This is a genomic window from Paraburkholderia fungorum (assembly GCF_046027605.1).
GTDB classification, from domain to species: domain Bacteria; phylum Pseudomonadota; class Gammaproteobacteria; order Burkholderiales; family Burkholderiaceae; genus Paraburkholderia; species Paraburkholderia fungorum_F.
The window spans coordinates 1-14,641 of the sequence record NZ_JAQQEF010000041.1 but is presented as its reverse complement, the minus strand read 5'-3'; the positions used below and the strand labels follow the sequence as shown (position 1 = coordinate 14,641).

Sequence of the window (14,641 nt, the reverse complement as noted above, 5' to 3'; positions counted from 1 at the left end):
TCACTCTGTGTTCATTTTTCCCACGCACCGCGCGCGGAAACCCGTGATTATACATAGAGTTAGCTGCTCGGTCAAAACTCATTGAGAGTTGCCGCGCGTCCCGCCAGCGCCTTGCCGTCCAGCCCCGGCACGCGGCCCTGCCACTGCCTTCGTCTCGCCGTGCCGCAGCCTGCGACCCGGAACTGCCGCGATTCGCCTTATAATTCGCGGCACTACCCAAATCAGCCATCATGTCGTCGACTGCCACTCCCTCCTCCAACGCCGCCAGCCTGCTCGCTCCGATCGCCGAAGACATGCAGCAGGTCAATCGCGTCATCCGGCACCGTCTGGCGTCCGAGGTGATGCTGATCAATCAGATCTCCGAATACATTATCAGCGCCGGCGGCAAACGCCTGCGGCCCGCGCTGCTGCTGCTCGTGGCCGGCGCGCTGGGTGAAACCACTGGGCATCGACATGAACTGGCTGCGGTGGTGGAATTCATCCACACGGCCACACTGCTGCACGACGACGTGGTCGACGAATCCGATCTGCGGCGCGGCCGCCAGACGGCCAACGCGCTGTTCGGCAACGCCGCGAGCGTGCTGGTCGGCGACTTCCTGTACTCGCGCTCGTTCCAGATGATGGTCGGCGTGGGCAAGATGCGTGTGATGGAAATCCTGTCGGAGGCGACCAACATCATCTCCGAAGGCGAAGTGCTGCAGCTTTTGAATATGCACGACGCCGACGTGGACGAAGCACGCTACATGCAGGTGATCCGCTACAAAACGGCCAAACTGTTCGAAGCCGCAGCCCAGCTCGGCGCGGTGCTGGCCGGATCGGACGCAAAGATCGAAGCTGCCGCGGCGGAATTCGGCCGCCGCATCGGCACCGCGTTCCAGATCATGGACGACTGGCTCGACTACACGGGCACGGCTGAATCGATGGGCAAGAACGCCGGCGACGATCTGCGCGAAGGCAAACCCACCCTGCCGCTGATTTATCTGATCGAACGCGGCACGCCGGAGCAGTCGGCACTCGCACGGGAAGCCATCGAGCAAGGCGGCACGGACCGATTCGACACCATTTTCGAAGCAATTACACGGTCGGGCGCGCTGGATCACACCCTCGAGTGCGCAAAGCGGGAAGCACTGGCAGCCGCAGCAGCAATTTCTTCGTTTCCCGATTCCATTTTCAAAGATAGCCTGCTAGAATTATGTTCTTACTCGACGGCAAGACAGTCTTGAACGAGACTGAAACACCGAGTTAGTCTGAATCGAGTCCAGCAGTACAGATCGGGGTGTAGCTTAGCCTGGTAGAGCGCTACGTTCGGGACGTAGAGGCCGGAGGTTCGAATCCTCTCACCCCGACCAGATTTGCCTTGTTAGTTCAAGGCTCGAAAAACCGCCCAGCTTGCTCGGCGGTTTTTTTGTTTGGGCCGCGTTTTTTGCGCTGTCGGTTGCGTGAATTATCCGTCAGCCAGATCGTCGAGCGATGCTGCGGCCTTCTGCGCTCACCCGGAATTTCACGATCCCTGTCGTCCGGCGGCTCGCCGGCAAAAACCAACTAGTCCTGGTTGGCCCCACGCACTGCGCCATCCTCGCAGCGGGAAGCAAGCAGTTCATCCCACCTCACCACTGAGCGCGAACCAGGCACACGCGCCGTCTACACAACAAACCAATACCACCCGACCGTTTCATCGGAACGGAACCGAGCGCGCTCGTGCACGCCGTATGCCTGCAAACTTCGGCCGAAACAATACGTAGTCCAATCAATTCTCCGTCGCATTGGTCCTTCAATATTTTTTACAAAGATAAATTTTATTCGGGGATGCAATGCACCGCCATTGATCTCAAAGCGTTTTATATCAACGTCAAGTCAACCCCGCCTCTAATCTCAATATACTTTAGCCCGAGTGAGTTTAAAATCACTGCAAGCCGACTTGCCATTCCGATAGAACCGGAATAAGATCCCATCCAAGAAACAATCGCACTATATATTTCGACATCCTCATTATGAGGATAATTCAACAACGTACTCTGCCGGCGAAACGCCCGAGGACAAAGGGCATGCATACGGCTAGGCATATGCACGCTGAGTGGGCCTGCGTCACCCCAAGAGAAATCCGAATTTATCTCAAAGGAATCGGCGTGAATTAAGACGATTTTAGAAAAATCTCAATTCACTAAGAATTAAGCCAAAATCTCGAATTCAATCTCAATTGAATTCTGATTTATATCGATTAACACATTGCTCCGGCACATCCATTTGATGAATGCTTTTTCACTCGATCAAATCGGCTCCATGAGTCCGGAGCAGCCTTGCGGCGTCGATCTGGAATATGACATCGCCTTCACGGCATTGCAGCAAGCCGCAACGGGCGTTCGCGAGCAGCAATTCGGCGACGCCCTGATTCCCGCCGTTGCCCCCGACTGGCGGCACGTCGAAACACTGGCCGTCGAGCTGCTCGGACGCAGCGTCGATCTGCGAATCATCGCTCTGTTGACACAGGCATGGACGGAGATCGACGGTTTGCCCGGGTACGCAAAAGGTCTCGCGCTCGCCGCTGAAGCGTTAGAGCAGCAGTGGGAAGACGTCCATCCACAGTTGCGGATCGCCGGCGAGTTCGATCCGTTGGTCCGTGTCAACGCCATCGCGGCCTTGACCGACCCGAAGGGCGCCGGACGCGCCGCTCGCGACGCCATCTTGCTGCACCTGGCATCCGGCGATCTATCGTTGCGCGAGGCTGCGGCGATTCTCGAAGGCAATCCCACGGCCGCGGCGAAAAGCCACCCGTCGTCCGGCGGTATTCAGAAGGCGGCGCTATGCGCAGCGCTGGCCGTCGAGCAAACACAACTGACCGCTGTTGCGCACCTGCTGGATTCGATCGATCGAATCCGCCAGCAGATCGCCACCCGGCTCGACATCTCCTGGGTTCCCTCCGCAAGCGCGGTGGAGGCCCCGTTAGAAACCGTGCAGCGGGCGATTCTTGCATCACGGGAGCACGCTCCGCAGGCTGTGGGTGGCCTCACGCCGCTCGTCGAACAGGCCCAATCCATTGTCGTCAATGATGCTCGCGGGCCTTTCGAGCGGACGCCAATCGGCTCGCGCGAGTCCGTCATGCTCGCGCTCGAGAATGCGTGCCTGTATTTGGAGCAGGCGGAGCCGGGTCATCCGGCGCCGCTGCTGATCCGCCGCGCCCAACGCCTGATGCGGATGACCTTCTACGAGATCGTCCGTGACATGGCGCCCGCTGCCTTGCCTCAGGTGGATGTTCTGGCCGGCCACGCGCAGAGCACGTCAGACAACCTGCGCGGCTAAGCCGGCGCGCATCGTGGCCAGCACATCAATCAAATCAGCGGAGGACTTCAAATGGGCAACTCAAACGCGTCAAGAGCAAAAGCAACGGGGCAAAAATTCATCGCACGCAATCGCGCGCCGCGGGTTCAGATCGAGTACGACGTCGAGACTTACGGCAGCGAACGGAACGTGGAAATACCGTTCGTGATGGGCGTGATCGCCGATCTTGTCGGCAAGTCGACGCAGCCGCAGCCCGATCTCGAACAGCGCAAATTTTTCGAAGTCGACATCGACAACTTTGACGGCCGTCTGAAATCGATCCGGCCGCGCGTCACCATGCACGTCCCGAACAGCATCTCCGGTCAAGGGTTGCTAGCGGTGGATCTCAGCTTTGAAAGTCTCGGAGATTTCTCACCGGACGCCATCGCGACCCAGGTCCCCGCGCTCAACCAGTTGCTGCAAGCGCGTTCGCAACTGTCGAATCTGCTGTCGTACATGGATGGCAAGAGCGGCGCGGAGGAACTGATTACCCAGGCGCTGAAAAGTCCCTCACTGCTCAAGGCACTGGTGGACGCCTCCGGTTCGCCGGATGCCGGAGCCGCCGGTGTCGAACGCGCGTAACGCGTACAGCGATGTGCACGGCAACGTGCATGGCGCGAGGCATGCCTTCATCTCAAGACCGTTGAAAAGACCGCAATGAATCATACCGAGTCCCCTTTGCCGCAACAGCTCATGCCTGTGCTCTCGGCTGACCGCTTTTCCGCCTCCCTGATCAGGGAGCTCAATCCGCGTACCGAACAGGCGCAGCAAGCGATCGACGGCGCGATGAAAACGCTCGCCCTGCAGGCGCTTGAGAACGCGGTGGTCATGTCGGACGACGCTTACCAAACGATCCAGGCCGTGATCGCCGAGATTGACCGCAAGCTCTCGGAGCAGATCAACGCCATCATCCATCATGAGGATTATCAACAGATCGAGTCGTCGTGGCGCGGGCTGCACTATCTGGTCAACAACACCGAGACGGACGAACTCCTGAAAATCCGCTGCCTGCCGGTAACGAAAACGGAGTTGAGCCGGGTGCTCAAGCGCTATAAGGGCGTCGCCTGGGATCAAAGCCCGATTTTCAAGAAGATCTACGAAGAAGAGTACGGCCAGTTCGGCGGGGAACCGCTCGGCTGCCTCGTCGGAGACTACTACTTCGATCACAGCCCACAGGACATCGAGACGCTCGGCGAAATGGCAAAGATCGCGGCCGCGGCGCATTGCCCATTCATTACCGGCGCCTCGCCCGCGGTCATGCAAATGGAGTCGTGGCAGGAGCTATCGAACCCGCGCGACCTCAGCAAGATTTTTCTGAATAGCGAGTACGTTGGCTGGCGCCACCTGCGCGACATGGAAGACTCGCGCTATCTGGGTCTCACGATGCCGCGCTTTCTGGCACGCCTGCCCTATGGCGTTCGCACGAATCCGGTCGACGCCTTCAACTTCGAAGAAGACACCGACGGTGCCAACCACGAGCGCTACGCATGGATCAATTCGGCCTATGCAATGGCGACCAACATCAACCGTTCGTTCAAGCAGTATGGTTGGTGCACGTCGATTCGCGGCGTCGAATCCGGCGGCGCGGTGGAGGACCTGCCCACCCACTCGTTTCCAACCGACGACGGTGGCGTCGACGTGAAGTGTCCCACGGAAATCGCGATCAGCGACCGTCGCGAGGCGGAACTCGCACGCAACGGCTTCATGCCTTTCGTCCATCACAAGAATTCCAGTCTTGCGGCATTCATCGGCGCCCAATCATTGCAGCGGCCGGCGGAATATCACGACGCCACGGCCACGGACAATGCGCGGCTCGCGGCTCGCTTGCCCTACCTGTTCGCGTGTTGCCGCTTTGCGCACTATTTGAAGTGCATCGTGCGCGACAAGGTGGGGTCATTCAAGGAGCGCAGCGAGATGGAATCGTGGCTCAACAACTGGATCATGCATTACGTCGACGGCGATCCGGTCAATTCATCGCAGGACACCAAGGCGCGAAAGCCACTTGCGGCCGCGTCCGTGGTCGTGGAAGACATCGACGACAACCCGGGCTATCACAGCGCGAAATTCTTTTTGCGGCCGCATTATCAATTAGAGGGACTAACGGTATCCCTACGTCTCGTTTCGCAGTTACCCGCGCTCAAGCATGGCGATTGAGCCGTGCTTTCGCTTTGATCGTTGAAGTCGTTTCAATCAGTAGGAACCAGGAGGTAGGGAATGTCAGTTGATATGTACATGCGGGTGGACAACGTAACCGGCGAGTCCAAAGACGCCAATCACAAGGGATGGATCGACATCCAGTCCTATGGCTGGGGCGCAACGCAGCCCGGCAGCATGGCAACCGGAAGTGGCGGCGGCATCGGCAAAGTCAGTTTCAACGACTTGCAGGTCGAAACCTTCATGGATAAGGCGGCCCCCGCCATTCTCAAATACTGCGCCAACGGCAAGCACCTGCCGAAGGTCGAGGTTTCCGTGTGCAAAGCCGGCGGCTCGCAAGTCGAGTATCTGCGCATCACCTTGTCCGAAGTGTTGGTGACGGCCGTACAGCAAGGCGCGGCCAAAGGGTCCGAGGCAGTGCGAATCACCTACTCGTTCCAGGCGGCAAAAGTGAGAAAGCAGTATTGGGAACAGACGGACCAGGGCACGAAGGGCGGGGAAAGCGTACTCGCCTGGGACATCAAGGAAAACCGCGAGGTCTAGCCCCTTCCATCAACCGGTGTGCCGTGCGGACGCGCGGCAAACGCTTCCGTCCGCACGCCACGTAGTTAGCCAGCCAGTTAGCCAACGAGAGTCTCTTTTGTGAGCCCCACCTTTGCTTCCATCTCAACGCGAGATCGCGCACCGGTCCGCACTCGTGCGCACGCCGAGGCGCTTCCCAGCCTGCTGGATCGGCTGACGGAACGACGGCCGCCGGCTGTAGACGGCGGGGTCACGTTCGTGCCGTCGCGCGCTGATCTGCGCGACGCCCTGCTGCGTGACCTGAGCTGGCTATTGAACTGCGCCAGCCTTGAAGCGACCGACGATCTCGCCGCATACCCACACGTGCGCAAATCCGTGTTGAATTTCGGCATGCGCGCATGGGCAGGCGGTCGCGCTTCGGCGCTTGACCAGGACGGTATGGAACGCGCACTCCGTGAAGCGATCGTGCAGTTCGAGCCGCGCATTCTCGCTGAAAGCGTGGAGGTGCGTTGCAACGTACACGCTCAGTCACGTGCCATCCTGTCACTGGAAATCACCGGCCAACTGTGTCCGGCCCCCGCGCCCCAAGCCTTCCAGTTTCGCTCGGACATCGACATCGAGAACGGCCATGTCGTGCTCCGTTCGCAGGAAGCCAGGTAATGGACGCCCGTCTGCTCGACTACTACAACCGCGAACTTGCGTATCTGCGCGAGCTCGGCGCCGAATTCGCGGCCGAATTCCCGCAGGCCGCCGGACACTTGGGCATGCGCGGCATCGAGGTGAGCGATCCGTATGTCGAGCGTCTCCTTGAAGGGTTCAGCTTTCTGACCGCGCGCATCCAGTTAAAAATGGACGCCGAGTTTCCCCGTTTCTCCCAGCGCCTGCTCGACGTGGTCTATCCGAACTACCTCGCTCCGCTGCCGTCGATGACGATCGTCGCCGTGCAGCCGAATCTGCGCGAAGGCAGTCTGTTGTCAGGCTATACGCTGCAGGCCGGCACGTCGCTGCGCGGCAATCTGGCGCCCGGCGAGCAGACCGCCTGTGAATACAGCACCGCGCACGATGTCACGCTGTGGCCGCTGCGCATCACCGAAGTCAAACTGGGCGGCGTCCCCGCCGATCTGCCATTGCCGCACGGCGCACTGACAAGCCGCGTGCGCGGCGCGCTGCATATTCAACTGGAGGCCAGCGGCGTCGGCAATCTGCGCGAGTTGCCGCTCGATTCGTTGACGTTTTTTCTAAGCGGTCCGGACAATCAGGCGCTGCCGCTGCTGGAACAGGTGCTAGGCCATCATCTCGGTGTGATCTGCCACGGGCCTTCGGCCTCGGGCAACACACGTCACAGGGATAGCGCCTGCTCGCTGCTCGACGGCGAGGCCATCCGCCAGGAAGGTTTCGATGCTGCCCAGGCGTTGCTGCCATACGGTTCGCGTTCGTTCCAGGGATACCGGCTGCTGCACGAGTATTTCGCCTTTCCACAACGTTTTCTGTTTTTCAGCATCGGTTCACTGCAACACGCGCTGCAAAACATTGACGGCACCACGTTCTCGCTGACCGTTCTGCTCGATGACGCGTCGCCCGAGCTCGAACGCTCGGTCGATCTGCACAGCCTCGCGTTGTTTTGCACGCCGGCGATCAACCTGTTCCCGAAGCGGACCGACCGTATCGCCATCACGAATCAGCGGTATGAGCATCATGTCGTAGTCGACCGCACACGGCCGCTGGACTACGAAATTTACGGCGTCGAGAAAGTGACGGGCCACCGCCAGTCTGACGGCGGCCACTGTGAGTTTCATCCTTTCTACGGCGGTCTCTCCCATGACCACGCCAATCGCGGCCGCTATTTTTCGACACGACGCGAAGCGCGGCTCGTCGCCCCGCGCGACCATGCTCCAAGCCGCGCAGCGCGCAGCAGTATGAGGTCGGCATATGCCGGCAGCGAATTATTCATATCGTTGGTGGATCAGCACGAAGCGCCATTTTCCGACGACTTGCGGCACCTTTCCGTCGACGCCATGTGTACCAACCGCGATCTCGCACTGCTGATGCCAACCGGCAGCACTAGCGATTTCAGTCTGCGCACCTCGGCCCCGGTCGTCGCCATCCAAGCGCTCCGCCGGCCCACGCCACCGCAGCCGCCGCTGGCGGAAAACGAAATCACGTGGCGACTCGTGAAGCATCTCGGGCTCGACTACCTCACGCTCACCGATCTCGACAGCGTGCAGGGCGCGCAGGCCTTGCGCGAATTGCTCGAACTCTATGCGAACGCGGCCGACGCAACCGTGCGGCCGCAGATTGACGGCGTACGCAGCGTTCGGGTTGAGCCGGTCACCCGTCAGTTGCCTCAGGCGGGACCGCCGATGTTCGGCCGCGGTGTTGCAGTCTCGCTGCTGCTCGACGAAACCTCGTTTGCGGGCGCGAGCACGTATCTATTCGGCGCGGTGCTGGAACAATTTTTTGCACGTCACGTATCACTGAATAGCTTTAGCGAACTTGCGGTAGCCACGCTGCAGCGTGGACACGTGAAACGTTGGCCACCTCGCATCGGACGCCGCCCCACAGCATGAGCAACGCCATCGCCCCATCGTCGCGTGTGCCGCACGCCAGTTCCAGGCTCGAGCATTTCTGGCAACGCGTAGCCGATGCGCCATACAAATACGATCTGTACAACCTGTTGCGCTGGCTGGACGCGCGCGCGGCGGCCCCGGCGCCGTTGGGACGCGCGGCGCATCCCGCCGATGAACCGCTGCGGATCGGGCAGCTACCTTCGCTCGCCTTCGCGCCGGCAACGCTCGCCACCGCGACTGCGCCGGCGGAAGGCGCGAAGCCGCGTGTCCTGATTCACAGCTTCGGTCTATTCGGACCGAACGGTCCCCTGCCCCTGCATCTGACCGAGTTCGTGCGCGAGCGCGCTCGCCATCACGACGACCATGCGCTGAGCGCATTCGCCGATCTGTTTCATCATCGGCTGATCCTGCTGTTCTACCGCGCCTGGGCCGATGCGCAGCCTACGGTAAGCCTCGACCGAGGCGAGGGCGGGCGTTTCGATCGCTATCTGGCGAGCCTCATCCATCTGCCGCGGCGAGAGGCGCGGCAAGCCGACACGCTGTCGGATCACGCCAGATATTTCATGGCCGGCCACCTGGTGCGGCAGACGCGCAACGCGGAGGGTCTGCGGAGCATCCTGCGCGCCTGCCTCGGCGTGCCCGTCGAGATCGTCGAATGGCTGCCGCAGTGGCAGCCGGTCGAAGCGCCGCAGCGCACCGCGCTGCGCACGCGCGCGCACACCCGCCGGCTGGGTGCCGACGCCATGCTGGGGGTGGCGGCTCGCGACGCGCAGATGAAATTCGAGGTTCGGCTCGGCCCGCTGTCACGCGAACAATACGCCGCGTTGCTACCCGGCACCCCGCTTTCGCAGCAGTTGACGGATTGGGTGCGGCAATACGCCGGCGTCGAGTGGTCGTGGGACGTGCGCCTGCTGATGGCCGCCGATCAGGTTGCCGGCATCGCACTCGCCGCCGGCCGCCCGCTGGGCCTCACCAGTTGGCTCGGCACGCGAACCAGCACGCCCACTGCCGGCGATCTCGTCTACCAACCTGAAACACGCGCCGCCCAAGCGGCACGCGCTCAGTCGGATCTTTGAAGAAGCTGCCATGAACCACATCATCATCGCGCACACGCCACTCGATCCGCAGATGCTTCGATTCCGCTCGCTACGCGGCGAGGAGACACTGTCGGCGCTGTATGAATTCAACGTGGAACTGGTGAGCCCGTCCGCTTCGCTCGATATGAACGCGCTGCTCGGCAAGCCGCTGACGCTCTACATCGTCACGCTCAACGGCAGCACCCGATACCTCGGCGGCCAGATCGTGCGCTGCGAATTCGCCGGACGCGAGACCGATACGCCGCGCACTTACGTCTATGCGGTCACGCTGCGGCCATGGTTGTGGTATCTGACCAAAACGACCGATTGCCGCATTTTCCAGAACCAGACAGCGGTTGAGATTCTGCGCGAGGTCATCGGCAAATATGGCTTTCCGGTCGAAGAACGTCTGCTCGCAAGCTATCGAAGCTGGGACTATTGCGTGCAGTATCAGGAAAGCGATTTTAATTTCGTCAGCCGGCTGATGGAACAGGAAGGCATCTATTATTACTTCCGCCATGAAGCCGGTCAGCAGGTGCTGGTGCTTGCCGACGACACCAGTGCGCACGACCCGCTGCCCGAGCACGCCACGCTGCCGTATCAAGCGCCCGACCGCCTTGCGCTGCCGCGCGAAGAGGGCGTCGACCAGTGGCGTCCCGCCACCCAGATCAGCGCGGGCGCGTTCGCCGTCGACGACTACGATTTCCGCAAACCGCGAGCCGATCTGTCGCAAACGCGGGCCCAGTCTTCGAGCGCCGAGCACGGCGGCTACGCGAGGTATGCGTGGCAAGGCGGCTACATCGAAGCCGAGCAGGGTGAGCATTACGTGCGCATGCGTCTCGAAGAGGAGCAGGCGGCGAACGCGCGTGTACGCGCTCACACCTGTTTGCGTGAAGCCGCGCCAGGCTATCGCTTCACGCTGCAGGACTGTCCCCGGCAAGCGGAGAACCGCGAATACCTGCTGGTGAGCGTGGCCTACCGTCTGCAGGAGGGCGGCTATGCAAGCGGCAGCAGCCACGCGCAATACGACTTCGACCTCGTTGCGCAACCCGCTTCGCTGCCGTTTCGCGCGCCCAGCGCGACGCCGGTGCCCCGAGCCACGGGCCCGCAAACCGCGGTGGTCGTCGGACCGGCAGGCCAGGACATCTGGACCGACCAATACGGCCGCGTGAAAGTGCAATTCCGCTGGGACCGCTACGGCAAACGCGACGAGAACAGCTCATGCTGGATTCGCGTGTCCGACGCGTGGGCCGGCGCCGGCTTCGGCAGCATTCATATTCCGCGTGTCGGCCAGGAAGTGGTGGTCGATTTTCTCAACGGCGCGCTCGACCGTCCGGTCATCACCGGGCGCATCTATAACGCCGATCAGATGCCGCCGTTCGCGCTGCCGGAAGCCGCCACGCAAAGTGGTTTTGTCACGCGCACGCCAGGCGGCGGCAGCGCCAACGCGAACATGCTTCGTTTCGAAGACAAAGCGGGCGCGGAGCAGATTGCCGTCCACGCAGAGCGCAATTACGACGTCTCCGTCGAAAACGATGCGACACACCAGGTCGGCCGCAATGAAGCCGTCAATGTGAGCAACAATGCGACGCGCGATGTGGGCCGCGACTACACGGTATCGATCGGTAACGACTATGCCGCGTCGGTCACCAGCAACCAGACCCGCAAGGTCGGCAACAACTCCAGCGCCGAGGTGGCTAATGATGAGGTGCACACCATCGGCCGCAACTACAGTCTGAATGTCTCAAACGATTCGACCCATACGGTGGGCAATAAGCACACGCTGACGGTCGCCAGCGACATGACGCACAGCGTGGGCAACGACCACACCCTGAGCGTCGCCAGCAACTCGACCACCAGTGTCGGCGCCAGTTCGACAACCAGCGTGGCCGCCGATTCAACCAGCACCGTGGGCGGCGACTCGGCCGTCACGGTCAGCGGCAGCTCGACCGGGATCGTGATCGGCTTGCAAACAGGCATCGCCACGGCTCAGCTTTTCGTGACCGGCTCGATCGTCTCGATAACCGGCTCAAGCGTCGGTGCCACCGGATCCGTCGTCAGCGCGACCGGGTCGGACGTGGGCGCAACCGGCAGTTCGGTGACTAGCACCGGATCGTCGGTCAGCAGCACGGGATCGAGCGTCAGTGCGACCGGTGTGTCGTTCTCGACCGTCGGCTTCTCGGTCACATTCTGAAGCCAGCGATCCGATGAAAATCATCAAACCCACCCCCGTCGGCATTCTGACCCGTGCATACCGGCAGGCCGGCCACGAGCATCTCGGCATCGCGATACCTGTGATGGTAACGCTCGGCGACGTGCCTCACCTCGTCAGCGAATCGGAACTGTGGAACACGGTTGGCAGCGAGTTGGGCGCCTACGCACTCGACGCCGCGCTGCCGAAGCAGCATCCCGAGTTTCTGGTAGCGGGACGCGCCTATGGCCAGTATTGCGATGCGGCTCATACGTGCCGCGTCGGCATTCGATTCGCCGGCCTCCAAAAGCAACTGCAAGTGTCGGGCGCGCGTGAGTGGAACGGCGATACGCCGTCGCATGCCGCGCCGTTCGAATGCTTGCCGCTCGATTGGCCGCTGGCCTATGGGGGCCCAGGCTATGCCGGGAATCCACGTGGTATCGGCTTTCCCACAAGGGCGCAGCGAAGCGCACTACTGCTTCCGCAAATCACCTATCCGGACGCGCCGGTCGCCACACGCGAACGCGGCACGGCTCCGGCGGCCTTCACGCCGATCGCCGCTGACTGGCCGCAACGCAGCGCGCGATATGGCGAGATGGATTCGCAGTGGCGCGAAGAGGATTGCCCAGGCTTTCCGCGCACGATGCAGCCGGCTTATTTCAACGTCGCACCGGCCGATCAGCAATTCCCTCACTTCGACTCGCTTGCGCCGGGTGCCGCGTATGAATTGACACATATGCATCCCGAGCGACCGACACTGGCCGGCACGTTGCCGCCCCTGCGCGCGCGTTGCTTCTTGCAGCGGACCCGCGAGTCGGACCTGACCGAAGTCGCCATGCGGCTGACGACGGTATGGTTCATTCCACACCGCGAACGGGCCATCATGATTTTTCACGGCGCGGCGCCGATCCAGGAGTTCGACGCGCAAGACGTGGCATGCCTGCTGCTCGCCGCCGAATGCCATGGCGACCCACGCAGCGACGCGCATTATCGCCGCGTGTTCGATCTGCGCATGGACAGCAAGCGCGGCGCATTGCACGCACTGCGCGACCTGGACCTCGCGCCGCAATCGATGCTATCTGCAGAGGGCGACGGAGAAGACGCGTGCAACGCGCAAGCCGAACCGCCAATCAGCGCTTTGCAACGCAATCTGCAACAACGCGCCCGCGAGCAGGTTAGCCAGGCGGCCGCTGCCGGGGTCGTCATCCCTGCGCCAGAAGTGCTAGCCACGCGCCCACCGCGTCTCGACGAACTGGCCGAGTTTGTCGAGCGCAACGAAAAATTCGCCGAGACTCAGTTGGCCGCGCTCGAACAGACGCGTCAGCGGATCGAGGCCGAGCACCCCGAACTCGCCGCGAGCCGGAACGCTGCGGCAAGACGTGGACCTCCCCAGTCTTTCGCAAGCAATCGCGCGCAGCACCCCGCACCGCCCGAGCTGCTCGAACAGGAACGGGAAGCCGAGCGCAGACTGCGTGCATCCTATCTGCAGTCGGCCCACTATCAGGAGGCCGCGGCACGCCTGGACGCTACGTCGTCCGCGACACTGCGCGAGCGCGTTGCCGCCGGTCATAGCCGTGGCGAATCGCTCGCCGGCCTCGACCTCACCGGCGCCGATCTGAGCGGGATGAATTTGCGCGACGCGGACCTCGCCGGCGCGCTGCTCGAAAGCGCCGACCTGAGCAACAGCGACCTGACAGGCGCCAACTTGCGCGACGCGGTCATCGCGCGCGCCGCGCTCGCCGGGACCATCTTCGCCAGGGCCGATCTCTCAGGCGCCAATCTCGCGCTCACCGACTGCGACGGAACTAACTTCAGCGAAGCCGTGCTTGACCGCAGTCTGTTCGAACGTGCGGTCTGGCGAAACTGCAACGCGCGGCGTGCATCGGTAAGACGAGTCCAGTTCAGCGGCTGCCGCTTCGAAGCGGTCGATTTCGAGGAAGCCACGCTCGGCGAGTTGGTCTTCATGGAGCAGACGTTGACCGACGTGAACTTCCACGCGGCGACGATCCGCAAGCTCGCGTTCATTCAGTGCCGGCTCGAACGCGTCGCTTTCACGTCCACGGACATCGACGGTTTCGGCCTGGTCGAAACCGTTGCGCAGCAGATCCGTTTCGACCACGCACGGCTTCGCAAAGCGTGTTTCGCGAAAGACACCGTACTGGATCGTGCGGACTTCTCACGGGCGTCGCTGACCGAAGTGAATCTGCGGCATATGCAAGCCCGCAACGCGCGGTTCAGCGGCGCAACGATCAGCCAATGCGACTTCTCGGATGCCGGTCTGCAGCAAGCCGACCTGAGCGATGCGAAGTTCGACGGCGGCTATCTGGTTCGCACCGACCTGAGCGGCGCCAGCCTCGCCGGCGCCGACCTGATCGGCGCGCAAATGCGCCGCGCCATGCTGCACGACGCCAACTTCGACGAAGCGAATCTGTTCCGCGCCAATCTTGCCGAAGCATCGATCGATGCATCCACGCGCTTTGACCATGCCTATCTCGAGCAGACCGTGTTCCATCCGTTACGCAAGGCAGCCGCATGATGTCCCTGCATGAACAATTGCAGCGGGCCGTGCGCAACGGCGAAGCGATCGGCAACCGCTCGATCGGCACCCTGGATCTCGAGGGGTGCGATCTGTCGGGCGGCATCTTCGACAAGGTCACGTTCGACGGGACCCGGCTTGCGCAGGCACGCCTCGCCGAGTGCGTCTTCACCGACTGTCTGTTCACCGGCGTCGACTTGCGCGGCGCGGATCTGTCGAAAATAAAGACCGACAATTATCTTGTCCGGTGGATTGACGATTGTTCTGGCCGGTAGTGAGG

At 61.9% G+C, this 14,641-nt stretch carries 11 protein-coding genes and 1 tRNA gene; all 12 read left to right on the top strand.

Annotated elements, in window-relative coordinates; genetic code table 11:
* The first annotated feature begins 230 nt into the window (after positions 1-230).
* The 12 genes from PQR53_RS36280 to PQR53_RS36225 all read left to right on the top strand — a co-directional run bounded on the left by PQR53_RS36280 (position 231) and on the right by PQR53_RS36225 (position 14,636).
* Positions 231-1,223, top strand: a complete 993-nt coding sequence (locus tag PQR53_RS36280; RefSeq protein WP_408465032.1) for a polyprenyl synthetase family protein — start codon at positions 231-233, stop codon at positions 1,221-1,223.
* A 49-nt stretch (positions 1,224-1,272) separates the two neighbouring features.
* A tRNA-Pro gene (locus PQR53_RS36275) sits at positions 1,273-1,349 on the top strand.
* Between the two features lie 898 nt (positions 1,350-2,247).
* Positions 2,248-3,297 (top strand): type VI secretion system protein TssA, encoded by a 1,050-nt coding sequence (gene tssA, locus PQR53_RS36270; protein ID WP_408465030.1) that lies wholly within the window; start codon positions 2,248-2,250, stop codon positions 3,295-3,297.
* Positions 3,298-3,348: 51 nt separating this feature from the next.
* Positions 3,349-3,897: a type VI secretion system contractile sheath small subunit gene (gene tssB / locus PQR53_RS36265; RefSeq protein ID WP_408465028.1), complete on the top strand. Its 549-nt coding sequence runs from the start codon at positions 3,349-3,351 to the stop codon at positions 3,895-3,897.
* Between the two features lie 111 nt (positions 3,898-4,008).
* Positions 4,009-5,469 (top strand): type VI secretion system contractile sheath large subunit, encoded by a 1,461-nt coding sequence (gene tssC, locus PQR53_RS36260; RefSeq protein WP_408465078.1) that lies wholly within the window; start codon positions 4,009-4,011, stop codon positions 5,467-5,469.
* 60 nt (positions 5,470-5,529) lie between these two features.
* Entirely contained in the window at positions 5,530-6,012 is a 483-nt protein-coding gene (locus tag PQR53_RS36255; protein WP_408465026.1) for an Hcp family type VI secretion system effector, read from the top strand.
* A 99-nt stretch (positions 6,013-6,111) separates the two neighbouring features.
* Positions 6,112-6,651, top strand: coding sequence for a type VI secretion system baseplate subunit TssE (gene tssE / locus PQR53_RS36250; RefSeq protein ID WP_408465024.1), 540 nt, complete (start codon positions 6,112-6,114; stop codon positions 6,649-6,651).
* Positions 6,651-8,558 (top strand): type VI secretion system baseplate subunit TssF, encoded by a 1,908-nt coding sequence (gene tssF / locus PQR53_RS36245; RefSeq protein ID WP_408465022.1) that lies wholly within the window; start codon positions 6,651-6,653, stop codon positions 8,556-8,558. Before tssE ends, tssF begins: the two co-directional genes overlap by 1 nt.
* Positions 8,555-9,634 carry a type VI secretion system baseplate subunit TssG gene (gene tssG / locus PQR53_RS36240; RefSeq protein ID WP_408465020.1) on the top strand — a complete coding sequence of 360 codons (1,080 nt, stop codon included), beginning with the start codon at positions 8,555-8,557 and terminating at the stop codon, positions 9,632-9,634. The genes tssF and tssG overlap by 4 nt, the downstream gene beginning before the upstream one ends.
* Positions 9,635-9,644: 10 nt before the next feature.
* Entirely contained in the window at positions 9,645-11,828 is a 2,184-nt protein-coding gene (locus tag PQR53_RS36235; RefSeq protein ID WP_408465018.1) for a type VI secretion system Vgr family protein, read from the top strand.
* A 13-nt stretch (positions 11,829-11,841) separates the two neighbouring features.
* Positions 11,842-14,361: a DUF2169 family type VI secretion system accessory protein gene (locus PQR53_RS36230; protein WP_408465016.1), complete on the top strand. Its 2,520-nt coding sequence runs from the start codon at positions 11,842-11,844 to the stop codon at positions 14,359-14,361.
* Positions 14,358-14,636, top strand: a complete 279-nt coding sequence (locus PQR53_RS36225; protein WP_408465014.1) for a pentapeptide repeat-containing protein — start codon at positions 14,358-14,360, stop codon at positions 14,634-14,636. Before PQR53_RS36230 ends, PQR53_RS36225 begins: the two co-directional genes overlap by 4 nt.
* Positions 14,637-14,641 lie beyond the last annotated feature (5 nt).